Source organism: Sphaerotilus sp., assembly GCF_031429695.1.
In the GTDB taxonomy this organism is placed as follows: Bacteria; Pseudomonadota; Gammaproteobacteria; order Burkholderiales; family Burkholderiaceae_C; genus Sphaerotilus.
Genome location: NZ_JANPAB010000106.1, coordinates 14759 through 39564 on the forward strand (window position 1 = coordinate 14759; position 24806 = coordinate 39564).

23 protein-coding genes are annotated in these 24806 nt (G+C 66.7%); 7 read left to right on the plus strand and 16 right to left on the minus strand.

What is annotated here, in order from left to right:
• Positions 1-114: 114 nt before the first annotated feature.
• The 6 genes from RMP06_RS19720 to RMP06_RS19745 are packed head-to-tail and all read right to left on the minus strand — an operon-like array spanning position 115 to position 8372.
• Positions 115-1362: a glycosyltransferase family 2 protein gene (locus tag RMP06_RS19720; RefSeq protein ID WP_310463501.1), complete on the minus strand. Its 1248-nt coding sequence runs from the start codon at positions 1360-1362 to the stop codon at positions 115-117.
• The gene (locus RMP06_RS19725; RefSeq protein WP_310463502.1) at positions 1359-4082 is read right to left on the minus strand and encodes a glycosyltransferase; all 2724 of its coding nucleotides are present in this window, start codon (positions 4080-4082) and stop codon (positions 1359-1361) included. The genes RMP06_RS19720 and RMP06_RS19725 overlap by 4 nt, the downstream gene beginning before the upstream one ends.
• A gap of 21 nt (positions 4083-4103) precedes the next feature.
• A complete protein-coding gene (locus tag RMP06_RS19730; RefSeq protein WP_310463503.1) occupies positions 4104-5687 on the minus strand; it encodes a polysaccharide biosynthesis/export family protein in 1584 nt (527 codons plus the stop codon).
• An 18-nt stretch (positions 5688-5705) separates the two neighbouring features.
• Positions 5706-6824 carry a KpsE/RkpR family capsule polysaccharide export protein gene (locus tag RMP06_RS19735; protein ID WP_310463504.1) on the minus strand — a complete coding sequence of 373 codons (1119 nt, stop codon included), beginning with the start codon at positions 6822-6824 and terminating at the stop codon, positions 5706-5708.
• A complete protein-coding gene (locus RMP06_RS19740; protein ID WP_310463505.1) occupies positions 6821-7525 on the minus strand; it encodes an ABC transporter ATP-binding protein in 705 nt (234 codons plus the stop codon). The genes RMP06_RS19735 and RMP06_RS19740 overlap by 4 nt, the downstream gene beginning before the upstream one ends.
• Positions 7526-7535: 10 nt before the next feature.
• Positions 7536-8372 carry an ABC transporter permease gene (locus RMP06_RS19745; protein WP_310463506.1) on the minus strand — a complete coding sequence of 279 codons (837 nt, stop codon included), beginning with the start codon at positions 8370-8372 and terminating at the stop codon, positions 7536-7538.
• A 261-nt stretch (positions 8373-8633) separates the two neighbouring features.
• Here RMP06_RS19745 and RMP06_RS19750 point away from each other — a divergent pair, with 261 nt between their 5' ends.
• Complete coding sequence (locus RMP06_RS19750) at positions 8634-9128, plus strand: hypothetical protein (RefSeq protein WP_310463507.1); 495 nt, start codon at positions 8634-8636, stop codon at positions 9126-9128.
• Positions 9129-9147: 19 nt separating this feature from the next.
• On the opposite strand, the gene RMP06_RS19755 is transcribed toward RMP06_RS19750, so the two are convergent.
• Positions 9148-9753: a YceI family protein gene (locus RMP06_RS19755; RefSeq protein ID WP_310463508.1), complete on the minus strand. Its 606-nt coding sequence runs from the start codon at positions 9751-9753 to the stop codon at positions 9148-9150.
• A 96-nt stretch (positions 9754-9849) separates the two neighbouring features.
• Here RMP06_RS19755 and RMP06_RS19760 point away from each other — a divergent pair, with 96 nt between their 5' ends.
• Entirely contained in the window at positions 9850-10779 is a 930-nt protein-coding gene (locus tag RMP06_RS19760; RefSeq protein ID WP_310463509.1) for a DUF808 domain-containing protein, read from the plus strand.
• On the opposite strand, the gene RMP06_RS19765 is transcribed toward RMP06_RS19760, so the two are convergent.
• Positions 10768-11799, minus strand: a complete 1032-nt coding sequence (locus RMP06_RS19765; protein ID WP_310463510.1) for a hypothetical protein — start codon at positions 11797-11799, stop codon at positions 10768-10770. The two genes, RMP06_RS19760 and RMP06_RS19765, sit on opposite strands and share 12 nt — an antisense overlap.
• 72 nt (positions 11800-11871) lie before the next feature.
• Here RMP06_RS19765 and RMP06_RS19770 point away from each other — a divergent pair, with 72 nt between their 5' ends.
• Together RMP06_RS19770 and RMP06_RS19775 are read left to right on the plus strand one after the other, a co-directional pair.
• Positions 11872-12918 carry a tRNA dihydrouridine synthase gene (locus RMP06_RS19770; RefSeq protein ID WP_310463511.1) on the plus strand — a complete coding sequence of 349 codons (1047 nt, stop codon included), beginning with the start codon at positions 11872-11874 and terminating at the stop codon, positions 12916-12918.
• A 477-nt stretch (positions 12919-13395) separates the two neighbouring features.
• The gene (locus tag RMP06_RS19775) at positions 13396-14169 is read left to right on the plus strand and encodes a hypothetical protein (RefSeq protein WP_310463512.1); all 774 of its coding nucleotides are present in this window, start codon (positions 13396-13398) and stop codon (positions 14167-14169) included.
• An 11-nt stretch (positions 14170-14180) separates the two neighbouring features.
• On the opposite strand, the gene RMP06_RS19780 is transcribed toward RMP06_RS19775, so the two are convergent.
• On the minus strand, positions 14181-15923 hold the full coding sequence (locus tag RMP06_RS19780) for a glutamine--tRNA ligase/YqeY domain fusion protein (protein WP_310463513.1): 1743 nt from the start codon (positions 15921-15923) through the stop codon (positions 14181-14183).
• A 226-nt stretch (positions 15924-16149) separates the two neighbouring features.
• On the opposite strand from RMP06_RS19780, the gene RMP06_RS19785 reads away from it, so the two are divergent.
• Positions 16150-16938 (plus strand): hypothetical protein, encoded by a 789-nt coding sequence (locus RMP06_RS19785; RefSeq protein ID WP_310463514.1) that lies wholly within the window; start codon positions 16150-16152, stop codon positions 16936-16938.
• A 94-nt stretch (positions 16939-17032) separates the two neighbouring features.
• Here the strand turns inward: RMP06_RS19785 and RMP06_RS19790 are convergent, their stop codons facing one another.
• The 7 genes from RMP06_RS19790 to RMP06_RS19820 are packed head-to-tail and all read right to left on the minus strand — an operon-like array spanning position 17033 to position 23282.
• A complete protein-coding gene (locus tag RMP06_RS19790; RefSeq protein WP_310463515.1) occupies positions 17033-17857 on the minus strand; it encodes a LytR/AlgR family response regulator transcription factor in 825 nt (274 codons plus the stop codon).
• Entirely contained in the window at positions 17854-18981 is a 1128-nt protein-coding gene (locus tag RMP06_RS19795; RefSeq protein ID WP_310463516.1) for a sensor histidine kinase, read from the minus strand. Before RMP06_RS19795 ends, RMP06_RS19790 begins: the two co-directional genes overlap by 4 nt.
• A gap of 27 nt (positions 18982-19008) precedes the next feature.
• Entirely contained in the window at positions 19009-20043 is a 1035-nt protein-coding gene (locus RMP06_RS19800) for a hypothetical protein (RefSeq protein ID WP_310463517.1), read from the minus strand.
• 3 nt (positions 20044-20046) lie between these two features.
• Entirely contained in the window at positions 20047-20793 is a 747-nt protein-coding gene (locus RMP06_RS19805; RefSeq protein ID WP_310463518.1) for an outer membrane lipoprotein-sorting protein, read from the minus strand.
• Between the two features lie 22 nt (positions 20794-20815).
• The gene (locus RMP06_RS19810) at positions 20816-22045 is read right to left on the minus strand and encodes an ABC transporter permease (RefSeq protein WP_310463519.1); all 1230 of its coding nucleotides are present in this window, start codon (positions 22043-22045) and stop codon (positions 20816-20818) included.
• On the minus strand, positions 22042-22722 hold the full coding sequence (locus RMP06_RS19815) for an ABC transporter ATP-binding protein (RefSeq protein ID WP_310463520.1): 681 nt from the start codon (positions 22720-22722) through the stop codon (positions 22042-22044). Before RMP06_RS19815 ends, RMP06_RS19810 begins: the two co-directional genes overlap by 4 nt.
• Positions 22719-23282 (minus strand): hypothetical protein, encoded by a 564-nt coding sequence (locus tag RMP06_RS19820; protein ID WP_310463521.1) that lies wholly within the window; start codon positions 23280-23282, stop codon positions 22719-22721. Before RMP06_RS19820 ends, RMP06_RS19815 begins: the two co-directional genes overlap by 4 nt.
• Before the next feature lie 448 nt (positions 23283-23730).
• Here RMP06_RS19820 and RMP06_RS19825 point away from each other — a divergent pair, with 448 nt between their 5' ends.
• Together RMP06_RS19825 and RMP06_RS19830 are read left to right on the plus strand one after the other, a co-directional pair.
• Positions 23731-24243, plus strand: a complete 513-nt coding sequence (locus RMP06_RS19825) for a hypothetical protein (protein WP_310463522.1) — start codon at positions 23731-23733, stop codon at positions 24241-24243.
• On the plus strand, positions 24218-24806 hold a 589-nt coding region (locus tag RMP06_RS19830; protein ID WP_310463523.1), incomplete at its 3' end, for a hypothetical protein. The genes RMP06_RS19825 and RMP06_RS19830, both read left to right, overlap by 26 nt.

The following is a 24806-nucleotide window of genomic DNA, read 5'->3' on the forward strand; positions in this document are numbered from 1 at the left end:
TGTTGCCTGCCGCAAAGCGGGCCGGCCTGGCTTGAACGTTGACGGTTGGCTCGGGCCCAGGTTCTGGCCTGGAGGTGAACAGTTTCACGGCGTGTCCTCTTGTGCGGCAGTTTTTCAGGTCGATATCAAGGCGTGCTCGGGGACGGGAAACGCACCGCTCGGCGACTGGCCGACCATTGCCCCACGGATCTGTACCAAGATTGCCTGATCCGGCAAATCGCAATCGCTTAGAAAAAGCTGGAATCCGCACTGTTCCCCGGACATGGGGAAGTGCTGTTTCAGGTCAGTGCGGGCGTAGCGCAGGACCTCCGTGAACTGCCAGCGGCGTTCGCCCACCTGCACCATGAGGATGTCCGCTGCCGCGCCGCTTTCGTGCATCGCCCAGCCACGGATGCACAACTGACCACCGTCGAGTTCGATGCGGTCGACGTGGCCTTGCACGCCTCGGAACGGCGGGGCATATGCGGGTGTGGCCGTGGCCGACGCCCGCACGGTGTACCCGATGGACTCCAGATCGATGGACAACGACGCTACGCCAAGGCGGACAGCCTGGAGCAGCCAGCACGGCACGGTGTCACCCGTGTCATTGCGGTCATGCGCCTCGAAATACGCATCCCCCTTCACCCGCCCCACCGTCGCAGCGCTGCCGTTGCGCGCCTTGCGCGTCTCGAACTCCTCACGCGACTTGACGATGTAGTGGTTCAGTCGCACCCCTTCCCAGACCACCCGCTCGCTCAGTCCCAGGCCATGGCGCGCATGGGGCACGACGTCGCTGCCGTCGGTATGGATGCAGCGCCAGCCCGGCTGCAGCACGAAGTGGTGTGGATTGCTGTAGATCGACGCGAATGCGGCCCGGCGCAACACCGTCTTGTAGTGGTGATTGGCGCCGAATGACTGGTGCGCCCGGCGCGTGAATCGCTCGCTGACCAGGCCCGCGCTGTGGTTGAGCAACCAGGACGAGCCGTAGATCGCCCAGTTCAGCACCACGGCACCAACGTCCACCTGCGCCGCCAGCGGGGCGAGCAGCTCGGCGAGGCTGCGCTCGCCGCCCGTCGGGACGATGAACTCGTCGGCGTCGATCACCGCGATCCAGTCCTCGTCGTGGGCGTGCGTGCCCAGCAACTCTGCATAGGCCGGCAGCTGCGGCGCCTGACCGGGCATTGACGCAAACGGGATGCGCCGTACCACGCCCAGGTCGTGCAGCGCCTGGAGCAGCTCGGACGTGCCGTCGTCGCTGACGTTGTCGGCGATGTAGAAGGTCTCGACACCGAGTGCCCGGTGGTGGGCGATCCACTCCAGCACATAGGGGTGTTCGTTGCGGAAGATCGCGGCGATGGCGATGCGCGGATGCGGCAGGTTCATCGTGGCGTGTGTTTCTGGCGCAGGCCGTTGCAGTGCGGGATGTCTTCGTTGGCGCTGGCCAGACCGTAGTCTTCGCGCAGGCGGGTCAGGTTGGAGTTGTAGTGCGGGTCGTCCAGCAGCCAGTGCGACCAGCGTTGCTGCATCACCGCGACTTCGCCGAGAAAGCGGGCGCGTTTCTCCGGCGTGGTGTCGGTGCCGCGGCTGACGGATTCGTGGTGGTAGAGCTCTGCATGCGGTGTCCACACCGAACGGAAGCCGGCGGTCATGGCTTTCAGGCACAAATCAACGTCGTTGAAGGCCACAGGCAGCCCTTCGGCGTCCAGCCCGCCGACCGCGTCGAACACGGCCTTGCGCAGCACCAGCACGGCGCCCGTCACCGCGCTCGGGTTGTAGAGCGTCCAGAGTCGGCCGAAGTAGCCGGGCGAACTGCGTGGCGCGCCGCGCAGCGCGTGGTTGGCGACGCCGCCGACGCCAAGCACCACGCCGGCGTGCTGCACCGTGTCGTCCGGGTAATACAGCTTGGCGCCCACGCAGCCGATGTCCGGTCGCACTGCATGGCTGACCATCTCGCCGAGCCAGTCCGGGCTGATCACCTCGATGTCGTTGTTGACGAGGCCGAGCACGCTGCCGCGGGCGTGGGCGGCGGCGAAGTTGTTGATCGCGGAGTAGTTGAAGGGATGGTCCCAGCGCAGCACGCGGGCGCGGCCGGCCGCTTCGGTGCCGGCGTCCAGTGCGGCCAGGTACTCCAGCGTGCGCGGACAGCTCGACTGGTTATCCACCACAAGCAGCTCGTAGCGCGTGTAGGTGCTGCGCTGCACGATCGAGTCGATGCAGGTGCGCAGCAGGTCGTGGCCGTCGCGGGTGGGGATGATCAGACTCACCAGTGGAGGGTCGGCGGGCAGCGGCCAGCGGTGGCGGTAGATCCCCGGTACAACCACACCGACTTCAACGCCGGGGTGGTGGGCATCGAAGTGGTCTTGCAGCGCACGCCGGCCGGCGTCGCTCGCGTAGTCCTTGCGGTCGTGGCCGCGGGCGGTCGAGCCTTCGGCCATGCGCCAGTGGTAGAGCACCTGCGGGACGTGGACGATGTCGGCCGGATCCACAACGCGGGCTGCGCAGCGCAGCACCAGATCATGGTCCTGGCTGCCTTCGAAGCCAGCACGGAAGCCGCCGACGGCCTCCACCAGCGAACGCCGGTAGACGCCGAGGTGGGAGAAGCAGTTCTGGGAATACAGCAGGTCGGGCGACCAACCGGGCTTGAAGTAGGGGTCGCAGCGGGCACCGGTCTCGTCGAGCTTGTCTTCGTCGGAATACAGCAAGGCGGCTGTCGGGCGTGCCTGCAGGGCTTCGGCCACGGCGAAGAGGGCGTGCGGCACCAGCACATCGTCGTGGTCCAGCAGAGCGACGAACTCGCCGGTGGCCAGTGACAGCGCAGTGTTGCTGGCCGCGCAGATGTGCCCGTTCTGTTCGCGCAGCACAAGCCGGATGCGTGGATCCGACGCCGCCACGTCCGACAGCAGGCGGCGCAGGCCGGGCCGGGTCGAGGCGTCGTCGGCGATGCACAGCGTCCAGTGCGGATAGGTCTGGGCGCGCACGCTGTCGATGCAGGCCAGCAGGTAGGCCTCGTTGGAGTTGTAGGTCGGCATGACGAGCGAGATCGTCGGCTGCCACGACCACCCGCGGATCCGCTGGCGCTGCACCTCGTCCGACAGCAGCGCGACAGACTCGACCTCGCGGATCCAGTCGGCGTACTGCACCAGCTCGCCGCCGCGCGGCTCGAACAGCGCGTTGTAGTCGTCCCGGAGCCGATCCAGGTCCAGCGGTGCCACCGGGGACGGCTCAGTCCGGTAGCGTGGATGGCGGGCGCGCAGCTTGTCGACCATGCGCTGGAGGGCAAAGCGGTCAGCGACCCGGACCAGACGGAAATGCGTGATCTCGAACGTGCCGGCGCAGGCCATCGGATCGAAGCGGATCCGGGCGTCTTCCGGCAGACAGACGAGGCGCTTGGCGAGCACGCCGGAGCGCAGTGGCAGGCCGGCCGAGCGGGCCTCGTCTTCGCCATGGCAGCCGTCGTCCACGTAGAGCCGGGCCACCGCACGTGCGGCGGGCAGTTGCAGCTGCACTTCCAGCATGTACGAGCCCGCCGGCACCAGGTATGGCAGCCGCAGCTGCGGGTCGGTGCCGGTGGCGCGGTAGTGGTGGGGCACGCCCTCCAGGCGGACGAGGTCGTGGGCGGGCAGCAGGTCATCCCGGCCATGTCGCCAGCGCAGGCGCTGCATGGCGCTGCCCATGCGCTGGCCGGCCCGGCCCAGCCAGACCGGCACGGGCAGGCGACGGCGCGGATTGATCCAGAGCGGCTCCACCTTCAGCCCGGACAGCCGGAACCGGCCCGGCCGGTCCAGCGGATCCAGTCGCCAAGCCAGGCAGGGCAGGGGCGAATCGCACTCGCCTTGCCAGGTGCCGTCGGCCGCGCGCCGCAGCGGCACGCTCAGTGCGTCGGCAAAGCCGCTGCCGGTGTTCAGGTACACAGCAGGCGTGACCAGACCGTCTTCAGCCTCGATCGATACCGTGATGCGAAACGCCCCTCGGTGTCGCGGTGGTGCGAAGCGCAGCTGCGGGTCATCGCCCAGGGCACGCATCGGCCACTGGGTGTCGTCTGTCAACTCGATGTCGCGCAGCTGTCGCAGGCCCAGTGCCTGCAGCGGATCGGATGGCGCCATGGGGTGGGCTTTCGGCAGAGGTCAGAGCGCCAGCAGCACTTTGGCCGCCACGGCGATCTGGTAGATGATTTGCGTGATGCCGCGGGTGATCTCGATGCGCTTGGTGTCGATCTTGGGCAGCACCATGATCTCGTCGCCCGGCTGGACAGTGGCCGATTCGGTCGCGGCCACGACGCTGCCGTCCTGGCGTAACACGATCAGGCGCGACTGGTCGGCGCCCTGGTTGAAGCCGCCGACCTTCTGGACGTAGTCGGTGACCCGGGCCTTGGCATCGTGGACCACGGCGTTGGGGAACAGCACCTCGCCGCTGATCAGCACCAGGCTGCTGCGCTCGGGGATGCGGATGATGTCGCCGTCTTCCAGTGTCGCGTTCCGGGCCGCGTCGGACTGGTCCAGCACGACCTGACCGCGCGGCTGCACGGCGGCGGCCCGCTCGATGAACTTCAGGATGAGTTCGGCCTCGCGGGTGCGCAGCGCGGCTTCCTCGCTGGTGGCGCTGCGGGCGGTGAGTGCGTAGGTTTCCAGGCTGCGCAGCGAGGTGTCGAGCGACTCGCGCTGGCGGGTGGCGACCGAGCGGCGGTAGAGCTGCAGCGCCGGCAGATTGGCTTGCGGCAGAGGGCGAACCCGTGCCAGTGCATCGCCGAGCGTCGCACCGTAGGGCAGCACCTGCGTGCGCTCGCCCTGGTGGGCGCCTTCGATGCGCACGAGGATGGTGCCGGGGGCCTTGTCCGATGTGAAGGTGATTTCGTCGCCATCCTCGATGCGGACCTCCGCGGCGTCGGCCAGCGCGTGGTATTCGCTGCGGCTGGTGGCGCCCACTTTGCGCACGATGCTGAGGTGGGTGGCGCTGGGCTTCGGGCGGGCCAGAGCGATCAGCTCGCGCGCTGCAATGGTGGCCTGCGCCAGCTCGAACACATAAGGGTTGAACGCCTCGCCGCCGACCTTGACGGCGTGCTGGCGCGGGTGCGCCACGACGGTGTCGCCGTCCTGGAACTGGATGTGCTCGATCTGGCCGTCCATCAGGAAGCGGTAGAGGTTGAACCGGGTGCGCAGCCGCCCGGCGCGCAGCACATCCACCTGCAGGTAGCTGCCGCGCTCGGCGTCGATGCCGCCGGCCTGGTCGAGGTAGTACAGCACCGAGTTCGACGACACGCCGTTGTACAGACCAGGCTGGCGCACATAGCCCGTGACGTAGACCTTCACCGGCTGGGCGGTGTCCAGGCTGGTGTAGCTGCTGACATTGGCGCGGTAGATCCGCTTGACGTGCTGCTGCAACTGCTCGTTCAGCTCGCCGTTGCGCACGCCCTGCACGCGGACCGGCCCGAGGCTGGGCAGGAAGATGTTGCCCTGGGCATCGACGCCCTGCGTCAGGTCCATCGCGAAGGCGCCCCACATGCGCACGCTGACCCGGTCACCGACGGCAATCTGGTAGTCCGGGTTGAAACCGGTGAACGACTGACTGCCGAAGCGGCCGTTGAACATTTGCGCGCCGAACACCGGGGTGGCGGCGGGCATGGCGACGGTCGCGGTCTGCGCGGATGCGATTCCGGCAGCGCCCAGCGCCCAGAGGCTGCACAGGGCGAGGGTCTGAAGAAGGCGTTTCATCGTGGGGCAGTTCCCGGATCAGTCGCGGTGTTCGCGGACAGTGGCGATGGCCAGATGCGCGATGCCGAACACCGCCAGGCACAACAGCAGCAGCGTCGAGAGTTCGTAGAGGCGGCGCGGGAACTCGGCTGTCTGCGGGTGGGTGGGCGGCTCGATGACGACCAGGCTCTTCACCTTGCGGCTGGCTTCGATGCGGGTGGCTTCCACGGCGGTGAGCGCGCTGCGGTAGGCACCGTCGGCCAGCGCCGCGCGGGTCTTGATGTCGTGGAAGGTGACGGCCAGGCGGTTCAGCGCCTCGCCGCCTATTGCGCCGCTGCTGGTGGCCGTTGCGCTCTGGGTCTCGCGGCCGACTTGCTGCCGGACGGCGGCCAGCTCGGCTTTGAGCGTGACGAGGTCAGGGGCGTCCTCGTTCAGGAATGCACGCTTGGTCGCCAGTTCGGCTTCAAGCTTGGTGAGGCGACCCCGCAGTTCCGCGGCGCGCTGCCCGGTGGCCTGGGCGTCGGCTTGCGGATCGAGCATGCGGTGGCGGGTCTGGAACTCGACCAGTGTGCGCTGGGTGCCGGTGAGCTGCTCCTCGGCGCGCCGAAGTTCGCCCTTGGCAAAGGCAAGCTGCTCGTCGGCGATGCGGTGCGAGATGTCGTTGACGAAGGCTTCGGCCTCGCGCAGCAGGGCCTGGTTGATGCGCTGTGCCTGGTCCGGGTCGAAGCCCTGCACACGTACGCTCAGCAGCCCGCTGACTTCATCAAGCGCGATCTCGACCCGGCGGCGCCAGTAGTCCAGCAGCTGCTCCTGGCTGGCCTCGGGCCAGAGGCGGTGGAGGAGGTCGGTGTGCGCCGATTCGTAGTGCTGCCGGATCTTCAATTCCGCATCCAGACGCAGCAGCAGGCCCTGCGAGTGCAGGTACTCACGCAGGTAGCGGGTGTCTTCCTGCGACATCGCCGCTGCGCCGGGGAGCAGCATTGCCAGCCCGTTGACCGAGGAGGCTTCATGGCCCGCGCGGCGCACCGTGAGGACGGTCGTGCTGACGTAGCGGTCACTCGCCAGGAGGCTGTAGTAGAGGGCCGCCAGCAGCATCGGTAGTCCGATGGTGAGGAGGGCCAGCCAGTGCCTGCGCCCGAGCGTGTGCAGGCGGCTCATGCGGCGACGGCCTCGCGTGGCGTGGTGACAGGCAGGGCAGCGGCAGGCGGTTTCTGGTAGGCCGCGATGCCTTCCTTGACATCCTGGTAGACGGTGGCCGAGCCTTGCCGCAGCAACACCACCACATTGCACAGCCGCGCAATCTCCCCCATGTTGTGGCTGGTGTAGATGACATTGGACCGGTTCAGCCGCTCCTGCAGCAGGTCCTGGCTCTTTTTGCGGAAGGCGGCGTCGCCCACGGCCGTCACCTCGTCGATCAGGTAGAGATCGAACTCGAAGGCCATCGCCAGCCCGAAAGTCAGCCGCGAACGCATGCCCGAGGAATAGGTTTTCACCGGCATGTCGAAGGCATCGCCGATTTCGGCGAAGGCCTGCACGAAGGCCACCTTCTCCCGCATCTCGTCGCTGGTCGCGGCGTGGATGCGGCAGACGAAACGCACGTTGTCGCGCCCGGTCAACGAGCCTTGAAAGCCACCCGCCAGCCCGATCGGCCAGGACACGCGCCGGTCGGTGACGATGCGTCCGCTGTCGAGGTGTTCCAGCCCGCCGAGCAGGCGCATCAGCGTCGACTTGCCCGCGCCGTTCGGCCCGATCAGGCCGGCGTTGCAGCCATCCGGGATCGACAGATTGAAGTCGCGGAAGATGGTGCGCCGGCCGAGGCGGCTCGGGTAGCTCTTGGTGACGTCGATGAGATCAAGCATGCGGTCTGGCTCAGCCCATCTGAAGCCGGTAGCGGCGGGCGCGGTAGAGCGCGAGGGCGGCGAGCGCCGACCCCAGCGCCCAGGTGATCGGCAGCGTCCAGCCGACGTGCGGGCTGGCCTGGTAGAGCGGGCCGATCAGTGCGCTGCGCAGGAGTTCGAGCAGGTGAGCGATGGGGTTGTAGAGAAAGGCGACCTGCAGGCCGAGCGGCAGGCTGCCCAGCGGGATCAGCGCGCCGGAGCTGACGTAGATCGGCAGGAAGAGCATGGCGACCAGGCCGCGCAGGCGGTTGAGCGGCGGCGCGGTGGCGACGGCCATGAACAGGCCCAGCGCGCCGCCGGTCACGGCCAGGAGCACGATGGCGGCGAACAGTTCGAGCGGGCGGTGTGGCAGCACCGGGTGGCCGGCCCAGCCGAGTGCGGCCAGACACCCGCCCATCACGGCGCCGAACACCAGCAGCTCGACGACGCCGCGGGCGATCACCGCGTCGATCGGCTGTACCTGCCGGTAGGCGAACAGGCCCTGGTTGGAATCGATCGCCTCCATCAGGCGCAGCACCAGCGACTTGAAGAGCAGGAAGGGCATCTGGCCGCTGACCAGAAACAGCAGCGTGTCCACGCCGCCGATGGTCTGTGCCCGCATGGCGCTGTACACCGCCAGCATGCCCAGCGTGTTGAGCAGCGGCTCTCCGATCACCCACACCGCCCCGCCCCAGCGACCGTCGAGCCGTGTCTTCAGTTCGCGCAGCGAGAGCGCAAACACGACGCTGCGCATCACCGCCCAACTGCTGCGCCGGGGGGACTCTGTGGTCAGGCCGGGCGGGGTGTCGACGAGGGTCTGGGTGGGCATGGCGCCATGCTAGGGGGCCTCCACCAAAACTTAAGTGCGAAAAAGCGCCTGTTCCAGGCCCGTTACGTGGGCCGCATCGGGGCGTGGCCGTGGGGGATCCGATCCCGTGTTTCCGGTCCCCGTGGCCTGTGTTCCGGGTCTGGCGCGCCAGGGGGTGGCTCCCTACGCTCCAGGCTTCGTGAACTAACACCGAAAGTCGGGGCCGACATGGCGCATGGCACTTCCTGTTTCCCGCGACGCCTGCGGATCGGTGCGGTCTGCATGCTGGTTGTCTGGGCGTCGTGTGCCGGTATGGCACAGGCGCAGGAGCAGGAGCAGTGGCTGCTGCAAACCGGTGGTCTGTCCCACCATTTCGAGCCGACCCATGCGGCGGGCCGCCAGTGGAATGAACAGCATCCCGGTCTGGGCCTGGAGCGCCGCGAGACGGACCGCGCCGACTGGCACTGGCGCCAGTCGGCCGGCATCGTGCAGGACTCGCGCAGCTTCTGGGGCGGCTATGCGGGGGCGGCGTGGATGAAGGAGTGGCGTGCACCGGGTGCGGCCAGTCTGGGGGTGGGGCTGGGGGCGTTTGCGTTCTACCGCTCCGTGAGCTGGAGCGGGCGGCGGGCCTGGGTTCCCGCGCTGCTGCCGACCCTGTCACTGGGTCTGCTGGACGACCGGCTCGGTGTCAACCTGATGGTGGTCCCGCCGATCGGGACGGACGGGGAGAGCCGGCCGGCGCTGGTGTTTCTGCAGATGACGTACCGGATGCAGTGACCGCCGTGTCAGCGGTGGTTCAAGGCGCAGGTTCCTTGATCGCCTCGACCTGCACCAGCAGCCGGACCTCGTCGCTGACCAGCCCGGACGCCAGCGTCATGCCGAAGGCCGCCCGCGACAGCGTCGCCTCGAAATCGCCGCCGCAGACCTCCCGACGGAACAGCAGATTCAGCCCGCACTTCCAGCGCCGCGCGGTGAGTGTCAGCGGCTGGCTCTGGCCGCGCAGCGTGAGTTCGCCGTGGACCTGACGGGGCACATCGCCTTCAAACGTCGCGCGCCGGGCCACAAACCAGGCCTGCGGGTACTGCATGGCATCCAGCAGTTGCGCCCCTCGCAGCACGCCGTCGAAGGCCGCATTGCCGACGTTCACCGAGGCGGTGTCCACTGTGAAGCCCAGGTCGATCAGGCCGGCAGTCCGGTCGAAAGCGACGTTGCCGCTGATCTTGTCAAAGCGCCCGCGGCTGGTGGAGGTGCCCATGTGCAGCACCTCCCAGTGCACGAAGGTGTGACTTGGGTCGATCTGGTAGCGGTTGGATGGTGCCACGGGTGCAGTCTGGGCCAGCGCCGGAGGCGGGACGACGGCCAGCGCACAACACAGCGTGAACAGGGCGGGCAAGGCATGCATCGGCGGACTTTCGGGGGGATGGTCAGGAGAGGCTGAAGTATCGGTTTCACCGCGCTGCGCTAGGATCGTCGGGTCTTTCCACAGGAGATCGTGCCCATGGCCGCTGCCAGCCTCATCGCCTTGCTCGACGACATTGCCACCGTGCTGGACGATGTGGCCGTGCTGACCAAGGTCGCTGCCAAGCAGACGGCCGGCGTGCTCGGCGACGATCTGGCGCTCAACGCGCAGCAGGTGACGGGGGTGTCGGCCGACCGCGAACTGCCGGTGGTGTGGGCGGTGGCCAAGGGCTCTTTCCTCAACAAGGCGATCCTGGTGCCGGTAGCGCTGCTCATCAGTGTCTTTGTGCCGTGGCTGATCACGCCGCTGTTGATGGTGGGCGGTGCCTACCTGTGTTTCGAGGGTTTCGAGAAGCTAGCCCACCGGTTTCTGCACAGTGCCCAAGAGGACGAGGCCCACCACACCGAGCTGACGCAGGCGCTGGCCGATCCGACGATCGACCTCGTCGCCTTCGAGCGCGACAAGATCCGTGGCGCGATCCGCACCGACTTCATTCTCTCGGGCGAGATCATCGCCATCACGCTGGGCGCGGTAGCCGGGGCGCCAACGCCCACGCAGTTTGCGGTGCTCACTGGCGTGGCGGTGCTGATGACCGCCGGGGTGTATGGCTTCGTCGCGGGCATCGTCAAGCTCGATGACCTGGGGCTCTACCTCGTGCGCACGGGCCGCGGTGTGTCCATGTGGTTCGGGCAGGGGCTGGTACGGTCGGCACCAGTGCTGATGCGCGTGCTGTCCGTGGTGGGTACGGCAGCGATGTTTCTCGTCGGCGGTGGCATCCTGACCCACGGCATTCCGGCGGCCCACCACCGCATCGCGGACTGGACGCAGCGCGCCGCCGTGCTGGGTGGCGTGGGCGAGGCGGTGTTGCCGGCGCTGGTCAATGGTGTGGCGGGGGTGCTGGCCGGTGCCGCCGTTCTCGGTGTCTGGACGCTGCTGAGCCGGCTGTCCGACCGGCTATCAAGCCGCTGACCTTATCGGGATGTGGGTCTCGAACCAAGCCTTGAGCGTCTGTGGGCTGGCGACGTACAGGCCGTGGCGGCGAAAGAGTTCGTCCGCCTGCAGCTCCGTGAGGTCGCTGACGCAAAGCAGGTAGTTCTCCGGCGCGATGCCGAGGCGGTCACGCACGTGGATCAGGCGGTCGATGTGCGGGATGACTGCGCCGGTGCGGCACTGCACGCACAGCGGCGGGCCTTGTCCGACCAGGAACACGAGGTCCAGCGCGTGTCCCTCGTCCTTCGGCCACGACAGGCTCACGTCGCGTGCCACCGAGAAGTCCACGCCAGCGCTGACCAGATGACGCAGGCCGAGCATGAAGCTGTACCAGCTGAGCCAGCCGCCATCAAAGAAGCGCCGCACCGTGTCGGCCTTCTGCAGCGACAGGCGCACGACCTGGTCGCCGTCCTGGTGCAGATACTTCGACAGGAAGCCACTTTCGCTCAGCGTCTGGCAGAAGTCGTTGAGCGTCTTCACCTCGGCGGGTGTGCGCTTGCCGAGGTCAATGTTGATGAAGCTGTAGTCCTGCTTCTGTGCGGCGCGGATGCGCTCGACGATTTCGTGTAGTTGCGGGTAATGGGTGCCGATGTTGGTCGAAACCTCATCGAAATGGCCCGAGGTTTCCAGCGAGCGCGGATCGAGATCTGCCGCCACGCCGGCCTGACGAAACCAGTCCAGCACCGGGGCGACCTGCACGCGGCTGCAGAAGTGGTCGGTGTTGCGCGTGTCGAAATCCATGGGCAGCGTATGCCCGATCGGTGCGGCGTCACCGGGAAGCGCTTCCCCTGCGCGCAGGCGCAAGCGCTCGATTTCGGCCCTGGCCTCGCTCAGTTCGCGCCGCGTGGCGAAGTAGCGGTCGAGCATCGTGCGCATGAAGGCCACGGTTGGATAGACCTGGTTGTCGGTGCCGCAGGCGGAGCACGCAGAAGTGGTGCCGATCTGGTCATCGGCGGGCTCGGACAGGTGCCCGCATCGGTTGCATCGGTATAGGGCCATGAGATTCGTGAGCTGGGGTCACCAGAATTATGCGCTGCTGATCCCCCGTCGGTATCGGGGACACTTCGGGGCATGAACACCCCACGATTGTTGCTGGCCCCGATGGAGGGGCTGCTGGATTGCACGTTGCGAGATCTGCTGACCCGGTCGGGTGGCATCGAACGCTGTGTCGGCGAATTCATCCGCGTGACCGACACGCTGCTGCCCGACCGCGTATTTCACCGCATCCTGCCCGAATTGCGAAATGGTGGGCACACGACTGCGGGGGTGCCCGTGCGCGCTCAGTTGCTCGGCTCTGATCCGGCTTGTCTGGCCGACAACGCGGCGCGCCTGGCCGCACTCGGCCCCGCCGGGATCGATCTGAACTTCGGCTGTCCGGCCAAGACGGTCAACCGGCACCGCGGTGGCGCCGCGCTGCTTGATGAGCCGGAGCTGATGGGGCGGATCGTGGCGGCGGTCCGGGCCGCTGTGCCGGCGCAGATGCCGGTATCCGCCAAGATGCGGCTGGGATTGCGTGACGACAGCCGCGCCGAAGACTGCGCCCGCGCGATCGCCGAGGCCGGTGCATGCGAGCTGGTGATCCATGCCCGGACCCGCGACCAAGGCTACCGGCCACCCGCGTACTGGGCGCGGATTGCCGATGTTCGTGCCGTGGTGCCGGAGCTTCAGGTGGTGGCCAACGGCGAGATCTGGACCGTGGACGACGCCCGCCGCTGCCGGGCCGAATCGGGCTGCGACCGCTTGATGCTGGGGCGTGGCCAAGTGGCGGATCCCGGTCTGGCACTGGCGATCCTCAGCGACGGGCAACAGACGATGGACTGGCCCGCCGTGCTGCACCTGCTGCGCGATTTCTGGGAGCGAGTCGGGCTCCAGTTCGAGCCCCGCCACCGCGCTGGCCGGCTCAAGCAATGGCTGTACTTGCTGCGGCGGCGACACCCCGAAGCCGATGAGGCGCATGCCCGACTCCGCGCCGTCAATGACCCCGTTGCCATGGCGCTGGGGCTGTTTGGTGCGGCGACAGACTTGCGGGCCGCAGGCGCGGTGGCCGCTCAGGAGGCCGGGTGGTCTTCCTCGAAGCGCGAGGGCGCACCAGCGTTCTCGGTCAGCGCCGGAGCGTAGGCCGCTTCGTAGCCGAGGTCCAGACGGGCGCTGTCGGCACCGCTCGAGCGTGGTCGGCCCGCGTTGCGCGGCGCGCCCAGCCAGCGACTGAGTCGACGCAACAGTGGTATCTGCGGAGTATGGAGCGTATGGCGTTCTGACATGGTCCGATCTTCCTTGAATCGAATACTAAGGCTTTTTGCCGATCTGTTCCTAGAGAGTGAGTATATTTTCTGCGCTGAGTTCCGGATTGCAGGCGGGAATATCCTTGACTTGAACGATGTATTTCACGTGACTGGTTCGTAAATCAGGTAGTTTGATTTAGTTTGAATCTTCGAAAGATGATGAATTACTGAAGCCGAATTCGAACAATCACGATTCTTTGTGAAATTTGGTAACAAATAGGACCGGGTCCACGGCGTCGGGGAAATGATGTGCCAACGTCAAATCGAGAGGGGGTTGTCCATGTGGAGTCGAATCAAGTCTGGACTGGGTGCCGTGTGGATCGCGCTGGTGTCTTGCGCCTGGCTGGTACCGCTGGTGATGGCCGGTGACCGTCTGCTGGCCTATCTGAACGACGATCTCGCGCGATTGCACTTCAAGTCGGCCGCAACGACAGGTGTACCGAGCCTGCTCGACATCAACGAGGCGCCCAATATCACGGCTGCACGGGTGCTGCTGCTGGTATCGGTGCTCTTGCTGGGTGTGGCTGTCGCGTTCTGGAGCCTGCGTGCCCACCACAGTATGCGATCGCAGGCAGACCAGGCCGATGGATTGCGTTTTCGCCTGCGGGACCGCGAACGTGCGCTCGAACAGCAGTTCCAGCATCTGGACGCCCAGATACTTCGCGGGCGTGACGCCTTGCTGAATGAATATGGGCGGATCGCCGAAACCGCATCGCCGACGTCCGTGGCGGCGGTATTCGACGCCCGCTTCGAGCGGCTGGAGAGCCTGCTCGCCCGCCATCTCGGCGAGATGGACCATCGACTCGGGGCCGTGGAAGGTGAATTGCGCACAAGCGGTGAGCAACTGGCGCACCAGTTTGTCGATCTGCGCGACCGGGTGGTTCAGGTGCAGTCGGTGAACGCCTCCAACTTTGGCGATCTGGTGTCAGCGCCGATGCCGCTGGGGGGGGTGGTCGGCGACCACGCGCGCTTGCGCGACATCGTGCTCAACCTGACGCACCTGCAGGAGGATCTGCGCCTGGAGCGGCGGCAGCTCCGCAAGAAGATGCAGAGCCTGCCGGATGCCGGTCGGCAGGCCGGTGCCTGACCGGGTGGGTCTTACTTCCAGCCGTCCTTCAGCCCCGTGATCTTGTTGAACACGGGGCGGCTGGGTGCGTGGTCGCGCCGGTCGGCGACGAAGTAGCCAAAACGCTCGAACTGGAACTTCGTGTCTGGCACGGCCTGGGCCAGTGACGGCTCGACGTAGGCGGTGATCGTGCGGATGCTGGCCGGGTTCAGGCTGGCCTTGAAGTCCTTGCCGCCTGCGTCGGGTTGCGGGTCGGTGAACAGGCGGTCGTAGAGGCGCACTTCCGCCGCCACGCTGTCCGCCACGCTGACCCAGGTGATGGCTGCCTTGACCTTGACGGCATCTGCACCAGTTGTGCCGCTCTTGGTATCGGGCACCACGGTGGCGAGCACGGCGGTGATGCGGCCGTCAGCGTCCTTCTCGCAGCCGGTGCATTCGACGACGTAGCCGCCCTTCAGCCGCACCTTGTTGCCTGGGAACAGGCGCTTGTAGCCCTTGGGCGCCACTTCCTCGAAATCTTCGCGCTCGATCCAGACCTCGCGGCCCATCACGAACTGGCGCGCCGCTGGCACGGGCTGGCCTTCGGGCGGGTGCGGCAGCGCGGGCAGCGAGCAAGGCTCCAGATGCCCCGCGCCCATCACGGCATCCCAGTTGGTCAGCACGAGTTGCACCGGATCGAGCACGGCCATGCCACGGTGGGCCTTGTTTTCCAGGTCCTCCCGCAGCGCGATGTCGAGTGTCGAGTAATCGATCCAGCTATCCGCCTTGGTGACGCCGATGCGCTCGGCGAAGAGCTGCAGTGCCTCGGGTGTGTAGCCGCGGCGGCGCAGGCCGACGATGGTGGGCATGCGCGGGTCGTCCCACCCGCTGACATGGCCTTCGTTGACGAGCTGCGCCAGCTTGCGCTTGCTGGTGATGACGTAGGTGAGGTTGAGCCGCGCAAATTCGTACTGGCGCGGCGCAGGCGCCTGCAGCATGTCTGCTTCGATCAGCCGCTCCAGCAGCCAGTCGTAGAACGGACGCTGGTCCTCGAATTCGAGCGTGCAGAGGCTGTGCGTGATCCGCTCCAGGGCGTCCTCGATCGGGTGGGCGAAGGTGTACATCGGATAGATGCACCAGCGGTCGCCCGTGTTGTGGTGCGTCGCTCGGCGGATGCGGTAGATGGCCGGGTCGCGCAGGTTGATGTTCGGGCTGGCCATGTCGATCTTCGCGCGCAGCACCATCGAACCATCCGCGTGCTGTCCATCGCGCATCTCCCGGAAACGGGCGAGGTTCTCCACGGGCGTGCGGCTGCGGAACGGGCTGTCCTTGCCGGGATGCACGAAGTCGCCCCGGTTGGCGCGCATCGCTTCGGGCGTCTGTTCGTCCACGTAGGCGTGGCCGTGCTCGATCAGGGCCTCGGCGGCGCGGTACATGAAGTCGAAATAGTCGCTCGCGTAATAGAGATGCGATTGCCCGTCGGACTCCCAGCCGAAGCCAAGCCACTGCACCGCATCAAGGATGGAATCGACGTATTCCTTTTCTTCCTTCTCCGGGTTGGTGTCGTCGAAGCGCATGTGGCAGACGCCGCCGTAGTCGCGCGCGAGCCCGAAGTTCAGGCAGATGCTCTTGGCGTGGCCGATGTGCAGGTAGCCGTTCGGCTCTGGCGGGAAGCGGGTGCGGATGCTTGTACAGGTGCCTTGTGCCAGGTCGCGCTCGATGATGGCGCGCAGGAAGTTGCTGGTTTTGTGCTCGACGGCGGCGCCATCGGCTGAAGTCTTGTTCGCGTCGCTCATGTCAGAGGCGGTAGTGCTGGTGCGTGAGGGGTCGGCCGCGCAGGCATGGTGCCGGGCGGTGGAGATCGAATGATTGTAGCGACGGGGGTCTGGCGCCAGAGGGCGGGTGCCTGATCTGCAAGTCCTGCCGCCGGCGGCGGCTGTACCCCCGCAGAACGTGGATGGCTGGACGTCGGCAACGTCCTAACATGGCGTCACACCTTGACATGACCATGAATGGATTGTGGTGACGATGTTCTGTGAATCCGAATTGCCGACTCCAGATCCTGCTGACGAGGCGGCGCTGTATCCGCCGGTCGCGGCCTGGGAGCCGGTGCGCCGATTGCCGCGCCGCCTGCGCCTCGGTGGGCGCCTTCAAACCGTGCGCGGCGCGGCGCGTCCGGAATGGACGCGCACCACGCCTGGGCTGGCACCGATGCAGCCGAATCAGGCTCATTGCATGAGCCTCGAATATCCGACCAGACAGTCGGATATACCGGAGTTTCAAAGCGCCGAAACCACAAATCTCGTGGCACAGTCGGCATTTTTGAAGCCAGCCACTTCTGCACAAGTCGTTACGCAGTGCACAATGTCCCCAAGAGTTCAATTTTTGGGGGCCGCCATGCAAAAGCCTGACTTCTTCAGCGCACGCACCAATACCAACGTCAATGCCAACGCCTATTCGCTTCCGGGTCTGTCAACGACCGGGTTTGCCAGTGCGTCGGCAATCCCCCGACTGGAACATGCCGGCTTCCAGCATTCCGCACCGCCGCTGCTGACCGCGGAACGTCTCAACGGGTATGGTGCTCGCTGGCTGCAATCCCTGCCTGTGACGGTTCGTCCGCTCATTACTGCGAAACGACATCCGCATATCGTGAACAAATTCTCGATTCTCTGGGGTGAAGACGAGGCAGTCGATGCGTATTTCGATGAATTGCTCATCAGCGCCCGTCCCGGCCGCCGCGGCTTCGCGATGGAAGTGCTGGACGAACTGGTCGAGTTGCAGCGCGCCGTGCAAGAGCAGCGCCGCTTCTGAACCGGCGTTCACGCTGCGGGCAGGATCCGCGCTCCTTCTTCAAGGCGCCAATGGCGCCTTGTTCATTTTTGGCAATATTCACAATCTGTTCAATTCAAATTCCCTTGAACAGATGCGCATAGACCCGGCTCACCGGCAAAGTCTCGCTGCGCTGGCGGAGTATCACGCTGAGCTTGCCTTGTTCGTCGCGCACTGCCCGGGAAATGCAGCGCGTCTGCACCAGAATGCTGCGGTGAATCTGCCAGAAGCACCTTTCGTCAATTTGAGTGATTAACTCGCGCAGTGACATCCGAATCAGATGTTCCCGGTCGGCGGTCAGCACGCGGACGTATTTGTCCGCAGCCTCGAAATAGACGACATCCTCGACCGGCACCATCTCCACCGTGAGCCCGGTCTGGGCCGTGATGAACTCCAGACGCGGCCGCACGCCCAGCGGCTGGGGTGCACCGGGGATGGCAAGCAACGCCTGCAACTGGCGTGCGACCGCCAGCAGATCGCCTGCACCGGGGTGGTGGGTGGCGTCGCGGCGGCTGAGCTGCTCCTGCAACCGTTGGCAACAACTCTGTAACCGCGCAAGGCCCAACGGCTTGAGCAGATAGTCCACCGCCTGCAGCTCGAACGCTTTGACCGCGTGCTGGTCGTAGGCGGTGACAAACACGAGCAGCGGGAACGGTGCACCCGGATCGTCGGGCCAGTCCTCGGCCAGCGCCCGTGCCACCTCCAGTCCGGTCAGTCCCGGCATGCGAATGTCGAGGAAGCACACGTCCGGCCGCAGCTCCAGTGCCCGGTCCCGCGCCTGTACGCCGTTGGCGGCCATGGCGACCACGGACAGCTCAGGCCAGATCTGTGCCAGTTCGGCGCGCAGGTGCGCTGCCAGCAGGGGCTCGTCTTCAGCGATCAGGGCGGTGCGTGGAGTCATGGTGTCGGGGCGACGGTGAGCGCGGGCAGGGGCATGTCGATGAGAGCCAGCGTGCCGGCTGGCGCATCGTCGGTGTCGTGGGTTCGTGTCAGCTGAACGCTGGCGTCAGCGCCGTAGAGCGTGAGCAGGCGCTCGCGCACCTGGGTCAGGCCGAAGCCGGTGCCGGACTGCATGGTGGCCTGGGCGTTCGGGCCGGCGCCGCTGTCGAAGACGTGCAATCGCAGCCGTGCGCCGTGCGGACTGTCGATGCGGCTGGCGCTGATCCGCAGCACGCCGCCCTCAATGGCCGGTTCCAGTCCGTGTCGGATGGCGTTTTCGACCAGCGGCTGCAGCAGCAGCGCAGGCACGGCCATGTCCGACAAGTCTGCGGGCAGCTCGAACTCGGTTTGCAGGCGGTCTCCCATGCGCGCGGTCATCAAGGCCAGATAGGCCCGCAGACGGTCGAACTCGGTGTGCAGCGGGTGCAGCGCGGTGCGTGAGCCTTGCAGCGTGCTGCGCAGGAAGGCGATCAGGTGGTCGAGCATCGCTTGCGCCTGCGGCGGGTCGAGTGCGATCAGCACCCGCAGATTGGCCAGCGTGTTGAACAGCATGTGCGGCTCCAGCTGGCTTTCCAGCAGCTTCAGCCGGTGCTCGGCTGCCACGCGCAGCGCGGATTCCGCCTCTGCCCGGCTCGCTGCAAGTTCGCCCTGGGATTTGAAGAAAAACGTGGCCACCAGTCCGAGCGTGAGCGACACCATCAGCATCGCGGCGTTGGGCCGCCAGTTGCCGAGGCTGGAGTGGTAGCCGGTGACCCAGTCGCCCAAGGCATGACCGCCGAGGTAGGCCACCGGCACGCCCACCGCGATGCAGACGCCCATCCAGCCCCAGCCAGGCCAGCCTGCGCGCGCGGCGGCATTGTCCGGTGACAGATGGCTGATGATCCTGGCCATGACGCGCCGTCCGCCGTCCAGCATCAGCTCGCACAGCAGCCCGATGGCCAGCGAATACACCAGGTTGTCGACAAATCGACCATGGCCGACCAGCGTCAGCGCGAGCGAGATCGCGATGGCCAGCCCGAGCGCGAGCAAGGTGCGGCGCAAGACCGTGGTGTGCCAGTCGCGAAAGGATGGCGGGTGGAAGGTCATGGACGGTGTTGTAGCAGGCTGGATGGGTCAGAAACTGCGCGTCAGCGCCACGGCACCGGTCTGGTGCCAAGGCGTGCGGTGCAACACGGCGCTGTCAGGGCCACCGAACACCCGCCACACGGCCTCGGCGCGCCACTGGTCGCCCTGCCAGCGCAGCCCGGCGCCGAAGACGCGCCCGCCGTCCGCCGGTTGCCAGAGCACATCGGCCGAGAGCTGCCACGCTTCCTGCGGCCAGGCGAGTCGGGTGTAGACGTTGCGGCGCGCCGCCGACGTGCTGGCGAGGCCGTCGTGCCAGACTTCGCCGAGCACGGTGAGGTTCGTGCTGCCAGTCCAGGTGGCACCGAGCAAGGTCTGGTGCTGGTGGCGTGCCGGTAGCCAGCGGGTCGAGGCATGGAGTTCCACCGCATCCGAGGCGACCCAGGCCAGCGCCGCGCCGATGTTGCCGCCCGCCGCCATGCTCCAGTGGCCGTGGGCATGGACGTCCAGTGCGCCAAGGCGGCGGTAGTGGCGCAGGGCCAGCGCCGCCTCGGACGGGCTGCGCTGTGGATCGACCCAGACCAGGCTGGTGGCGTCGTCCGTGCCGAAGTGTTCGAGCTGCACGACGCTGCGGCCCTGCGGTGTGGCCGCCAGCAGCGGCCGGCGCTCCTCGCGCTGCACCACGTCGTTCGGCCGGAAGCCCTGGCCGACGTCCCAGCCGATGATGCGGCGTCCGGCGCTGAGCTGCCAGTCGTCGCTGCTGGTGCTGGCGTACAGCGCGTTGAGCCGTGCGGAGCTGGACGGGTTGGTGTCACCGTCACCCCGTTCCACGGCGAGCACAGCGTCGGCATGGAGGGCCAGCGCCTTGCCCCTTCCCAGGGCGACTCGCTGGTCGGTCTGCAGATCCAGCGTGCTGCGCCAGCGGCTGCGGGGCGCGAAGGCTGGCGCCGGGCCGAGCGGATTGGCGAGCCGCCATTCGCGGGCGGACTGCCACTCGCCCGTGGGGCCCGGCGGAGACTGCGCCGCAACGCCCGTGCAGGCTGCGGTGGCGAGCACGGCGGCGAGGTGCGGGATCGACGTGCGCATCGCTCACTCCAGCGTCGGGTTGCGGGTCAGCGACATCGGGTTGAACCACGATTCGGGTACGGCGCGTTTCTCCCGGGACGTGTAGTGCACCCGGGTCTCGCGCTGCTTGCTCAACTGGTCGCGCAGCACCATCTCGTCGATCTGCGTCGGCCGCTCCACCGAGTCGGGGACAAAGCGGGCCTGCTTGGCGAGCTTGTCGGACTGCAGGTAGAGATCCGCCTTGAGCGGCAGGTGGCGGCTGCGCTCCAGCCACAGCTCGATGCGCTGGTAGCTCACGCCGGCGCGGCGCGCAGCCAGGCTCAGGTGCCAGCAGCTGGAGGTGTCGCAATGTTCCTCGCCGACGAGGGTGGCGGTGTAGTCCTCGCTCCATCGGAGCGTGGCGATGTCGCCGGTGGAGGCGTCGCCCAGCAGTTTCTGGCTTGGCGTGATGCGCATCGGGCGCTGGGTGCCGGGCATCAGCAGCCAGAAGTCGTCGCCCACCATCAGCACCTTCTGGCCCTGCTCGGCCGGCGAGCGCATCAGGACCAGCGAGCGCCGGCCGGTGCTGGTGTGCACGGTGTAGAGGCGTTCCTTGTCGGGCGAGCCGTCGGACTTGAAGGTGTTGACGCGGGTCTCGATGACGAGCTGTTCGTCGCTGACGCGGAAACGGTCGGCGTCCGCCAGCAGCCGGGCGACATCTGGTTCTGCAGCGCGGGCCGGAAGCAGGGCGGACAGCAGCAGCGCCGCAAGCAGGGGCAGGGTGTGCGACATGGTGGTGTTCCTGGGGTTGGTGTCAGACATGGGCCAGCGCATCGACCACCGGCCGGCGCACCGTCTTGCGCGCCACCAGCGCCGAGGCGAGCGTGACCAGCGCGAGCATCCCGAGCAGCGTCGCGGCGCACAGGTCGGCTTGCAGGTCGATCACCAGCGGATAGCCGACCGTGCGGCCCGGCGGCGGCGGCATCTGCACCGGGAACAGCAGCAGCCCGACCGACACCACCACCGCCATCAGCGCACCGAGCAGGCCGCCCGCACCGCCGAGCACCAGGCCTTCCAGTGCGAGGCTGCGCACGAGTTGACCGGGCAGCGTGCCCAGTGCCCGCAGCGTGCCGATCTCGCGGGTGCGCTCGATGACCGCCATCGCCATTGCATTGGTGACGACGAAGACCACGATCACGCCGAGGATCAGCCCGAGCGCGCCGAAGATGCGGTTGTAGAGCGCCCGCACGCTGCGGTAGAACGGCGCCTGCTCTTCCCAGGTCCGCACCCTCGGCACACCCAGCGCGGGCTGCAGCCGATCACGCGCTGGCAGCGTCGCCTCCATCCGGTCCAGGAACACGCCCAGGCTCGACACCTTGTCGGTGACCAGCAGCGACTGCGCGGTGGCGACATCGGTGTAGACCAGCCGCTGGTCGATTTCGGCGATGCCGGTGGTGACCACGCCGGCCACCTGGACGTCGCGGGCGTTCAGCGCGCCCTCGGTGGTGCTGACCAGCAGCGTGAGGCTGCTGCCGGCGTCCGCCTTCAGGCTGCGGGCCAGACCGGCGCCGAGCATCACCGTGTCGCGGTCGCGGCTGGCGAGCACACGGCCGGATTTCACCGTGAGGAAGGGGCCTTTCACCGCGAACTCGGCGTCCGGCGCGATGCCGACCGCCGTCATCACGGTGGATTTGTCGCCATTGCTGATCAAGCCGCTGAACTCGACCCGCGGCAGCACCTGGCGCACCTGCGGATCGGCTAGCAACTGGCGGGTGAGGGCGTCGGCGTCGGTCAGGCCGTGTTGTAGCGGCACGTCCTCGTCGCCGTCGAACTGCGCGGGCTGTGCCACGACGAGGTGGCCGGTGGTGCGGGCGGCGGATTCGGCGAGGCCGCGGTAGGTGGACTGTGCGAAGCCGCTGGCGATGAGGATGGCGGCGGTGCCGAGCGCGGCGATCGAGACCGTGACCAGCGAGCGGCGGCGGTTGCGCAGCGTGTTGAGCCAGGCAAATCGCAGCCAGGGCAACCAGGAGAGCAAGGGGGTCATGGTTGGATCACTCCGTCGAGCAGGGCGATGACGCGGTCGCAGCGCCGGGTGAGGCGGCTGTCGTGCGTGGCGATGAGAAAGGACGCACCCTCGCGGTGGCCGAGGTCGCGCATCAGGTCCAGCATCTGCTCGGCGGTGTGCGAGTCGAGGCTGGCGGTCGGTTCGTCGGCGATGACCAGCGCAGGCCGCTTGACCAGGGCGCGGGCGATGGCCACGCGCTGCCGCTGGCCGCCGGAAAGTGCGTCGGGCCGGTGCTGTGCGTGCTCGGCCAGACCGACGGCATCGAGCATGGCGGCAACCCGCGTGCGCCGCTCAGGCGTCGGCAGGCCGGTGAGGAACAGCGGGTAGTCCACGTTCTCGGCCACGGTCATCACCGGCACAAGGTTGAAGCCCTGGAAGATGAAGCCGATCGTGTCGCGGCGCAGCAGCGTGGCGGCGTGTTCGGCGCGGGCATCGACCAGGGCGCCGTGCAGCCGGATCTCGCCCGCGTCCGGTGCATCGATCAGGCCGGCGAGGTTCAGGATCGTGCTCTTGCCGCTGCCCGATGGACCCGTCAGCGCGACCATCTCGCCCGCCGCCACACCCAGATCGATGCCCTGCAGCGCGGGCACCGTGTGCGTGCCCAGCCGGTAGGTCTTGCGCACGCCGCGCAATTCGATGACCGTGGCGGCGCTCATGGTGCGGCCTTCGCGGCGATCTTGCGGGCGGCTTCCTGGAACGCGGCGGGCGTGCCGGCATATGCCGGATGCTGCATCACCTCGTCGAGCAGGCGCCGGCCGCGCTCGCCGCGGTGGAACAGCGACGGCAGCGCGAGGAAGGTGCCGGCGGCGGTGAGCTTCGTTTCCAGTGCGACCGGCACACCGCGTGGCGGCACGGTGTCATGGGCCGGCGTGAGCAAGGACAGCGCCTTGTCGATCTGCGCCAGCCCGTCCTCGGCGTAACCCATCTTTTTCCAGGGCAGCCACGTCGTGCGCGCTTGCATCGAGGTGGCCGCGCCAGCGTAGGCCAGCAGCAGCGGGTCGAGCGGTTGCTGGCGGCTCAGCGTGGTGAATTGCGTGGCGGCAGGGGCGATGGCGCTGTCGTCACCGCCGCTGGCGCGCTGGAACGTGGTGGCGGCGGTGGTGAGATCGGTGGCCGTGGCTGGTGTTTCGGCCGAACCGAGTGGCGGCAGGGCGAGTGTGGCCAGCACTGCGAGCTTGCCAGCGATGAGCAGTGAGGTGCGGTGGCGTCGGTCCATGGCGGTGGGTCTCCTGATGAGCGATGGCGTCATCGTGGAGCGGGCCGGGCGCCGGGTCAGCCGGTTTGCGACGAATGGCGGGTGGAGGGCGTGAGCGGGGCGAGGGAGGGCGCGAATGGCGACTGGTTGGTGATGCCGGATAAAAGTTCGTGCATGGTGGCTGTCACCGCTGCCAGTTGGGAGGTTCACTGGCATAGTTCGGGTCGGTGTGCTGGCGCTCCGAGATCCGGCCAACAGCGTCTCCGCGTTGGCTGCAACGATGAGCGGCAACCCCCTTCAGGCGCACGCAATGCCCCCGTCGAAATACCCCGTCGTGATTGAATTCACGATCTCCTGTTCAACGGCAAGATCATCAGGCCGGGCTATCCAACTTTTCTTTCGGATCACAAATGAATCATGAGTACGTGCAGTCAGTCATTTCAAGGAGCGCCGCGCGGGCGAAAATAGGATGATTCCATCAAAATCTTCTGGCAGCACAATTGGCGGTATTTGGTTTGTATTCTCCACGCACCATCCAAATGTGGCTCTCTGGTGTTCATCGTTCACAGGCAAGCAGAAGTTATTTCTCGATGGCGCCATCGTGGCTGAAGGGAGAAACATCACTGGAGAAGCGACATACCCTTTCACGCTTGAGTCATCCCGCTACGTCGTGAAACTGAGTCTTGAAAACATGAGCAAGGGAGTCTATCGCTGTATGCTTTCTGGCAACGGCGTGCCGATAGAATCATGCGAATCTCGCTACTCGCTGGGATCGTCGCCTTACAGAAAGAAAATCACGATTGGAATGCTCTCATTCCTCAGTGCTGCAATTTTCAGTGGACGAAGCGAGCTGATGATGGCTGCCGGCCTCTCGATTCTTGCTTGGGTGGCATTTGTTTACTGGCCTCAGGAGGGCAAGGGTTTCACATTTTCGCAGACACTGCACGCCCAAGCCGATGAAGGCAGAAATCATGCATCTTGATCGGCGTGCAGCACTTCGGCTGCTGGCACTCGGCACTGCACCGGCCGTGACCACGGTGCGTGCAGATGGCGATCTTTATGCCAATCACCGCATTGGACTTTCACTCCGAAAGCCGAAGGGCTGGTTTTTTGTTTCACTGGCAGATCATTGGGTCGCGTCGGTCGAGCATCGGCGGTCGCTGAATGCAGAGGCGCAGCATCTGCTGGACAGCCCGGAGACTGTGCCGATTCTGGTCATCGGGAAAAATCCGCCGGGAGTCGATGGATTCAACCCGTCCATCACGGTCTATGACGAGGCGGCAGACGCGAGCGACAACTCGGCGCTGGAATTGCTCGTGCATGCCTCGCGTGGATTTCCCCACTTTGCGGCGGATGCATTTTTCCCGGACGCCCCCGGTCCCATCGACATCAAAGGGTGCCAAAGTGCTGCCCGATGTGCTTGGTCGTACAGCCATCCTCTGGATCTTGGTGAAGCCATGCGCGTGGGTGTGGTAACCATCATGGTGCTGAGAAACTCCAGAGTTCAAACGATCCACTTTTTTCTTCCTGAGCAGTGTTCCGCCC

What these genes read in the sequence shown, in the direction of transcription:
- RMP06_RS19755 (WP_310463508.1), bottom strand. Translation starts at nt 9,753, where the DNA reads ATGCATGCCTTGCCCGCCCTGTTCACGCTGTGTTGTGCGCTGGCCGTC.
- RMP06_RS19750 (WP_310463507.1), top strand. Translation starts at nt 8,634, where the DNA reads ATGCTGGTTGTCTGGGCGTCGTGTGCCGGTATGGCACAGGCGCAGGAG.
- RMP06_RS19805 (WP_310463518.1), bottom strand. Translation starts at nt 20,793, where the DNA reads ATGTCGCACACCCTGCCCCTGCTTGCGGCGCTGCTGCTGTCCGCCCTG.
- RMP06_RS19795 (WP_310463516.1), bottom strand. Translation starts at nt 18,981, where the DNA reads ATGACCTTCCACCCGCCATCCTTTCGCGACTGGCACACCACGGTCTTG.
- RMP06_RS19740 (WP_310463505.1), bottom strand. Translation starts at nt 7,525, where the DNA reads ATGCTTGATCTCATCGACGTCACCAAGAGCTACCCGAGCCGCCTCGGC.
- RMP06_RS19725 (WP_310463502.1), bottom strand. Translation starts at nt 4,082, where the DNA reads ATGGCGCCATCCGATCCGCTGCAGGCACTGGGCCTGCGACAGCTGCGC.
- RMP06_RS19760 (WP_310463509.1), top strand. Translation starts at nt 9,850, where the DNA reads ATGGCCGCTGCCAGCCTCATCGCCTTGCTCGACGACATTGCCACCGTG.
- RMP06_RS19790 (WP_310463515.1), bottom strand. Translation starts at nt 17,857, where the DNA reads ATGACTCCACGCACCGCCCTGATCGCTGAAGACGAGCCCCTGCTGGCA.
- RMP06_RS19720 (WP_310463501.1), bottom strand. Translation starts at nt 1,362, where the DNA reads ATGAACCTGCCGCATCCGCGCATCGCCATCGCCGCGATCTTCCGCAAC.
- RMP06_RS19770 (WP_310463511.1), top strand. Translation starts at nt 11,872, where the DNA reads ATGAACACCCCACGATTGTTGCTGGCCCCGATGGAGGGGCTGCTGGAT.
- RMP06_RS19745 (WP_310463506.1), bottom strand. Translation starts at nt 8,372, where the DNA reads ATGCCCACCCAGACCCTCGTCGACACCCCGCCCGGCCTGACCACAGAG.
- RMP06_RS19815 (WP_310463520.1), bottom strand. Translation starts at nt 22,722, where the DNA reads ATGAGCGCCGCCACGGTCATCGAATTGCGCGGCGTGCGCAAGACCTAC.
- RMP06_RS19820 (WP_310463521.1), bottom strand. Translation starts at nt 23,282, where the DNA reads ATGGACCGACGCCACCGCACCTCACTGCTCATCGCTGGCAAGCTCGCA.
- RMP06_RS19780 (WP_310463513.1), bottom strand. Translation starts at nt 15,923, where the DNA reads ATGAGCGACGCGAACAAGACTTCAGCCGATGGCGCCGCCGTCGAGCAC.
- RMP06_RS19730 (WP_310463503.1), bottom strand. Translation starts at nt 5,687, where the DNA reads ATGAAACGCCTTCTTCAGACCCTCGCCCTGTGCAGCCTCTGGGCGCTG.
- RMP06_RS19800 (WP_310463517.1), bottom strand. Translation starts at nt 20,043, where the DNA reads ATGCGCACGTCGATCCCGCACCTCGCCGCCGTGCTCGCCACCGCAGCC.
- RMP06_RS19810 (WP_310463519.1), bottom strand. Translation starts at nt 22,045, where the DNA reads ATGACCCCCTTGCTCTCCTGGTTGCCCTGGCTGCGATTTGCCTGGCTC.
- RMP06_RS19825 (WP_310463522.1), top strand. Translation starts at nt 23,731, where the DNA reads ATGATTCCATCAAAATCTTCTGGCAGCACAATTGGCGGTATTTGGTTT.
- RMP06_RS19765 (WP_310463510.1), bottom strand. Translation starts at nt 11,799, where the DNA reads ATGGCCCTATACCGATGCAACCGATGCGGGCACCTGTCCGAGCCCGCC.
- RMP06_RS19735 (WP_310463504.1), bottom strand. Translation starts at nt 6,824, where the DNA reads ATGAGCCGCCTGCACACGCTCGGGCGCAGGCACTGGCTGGCCCTCCTC.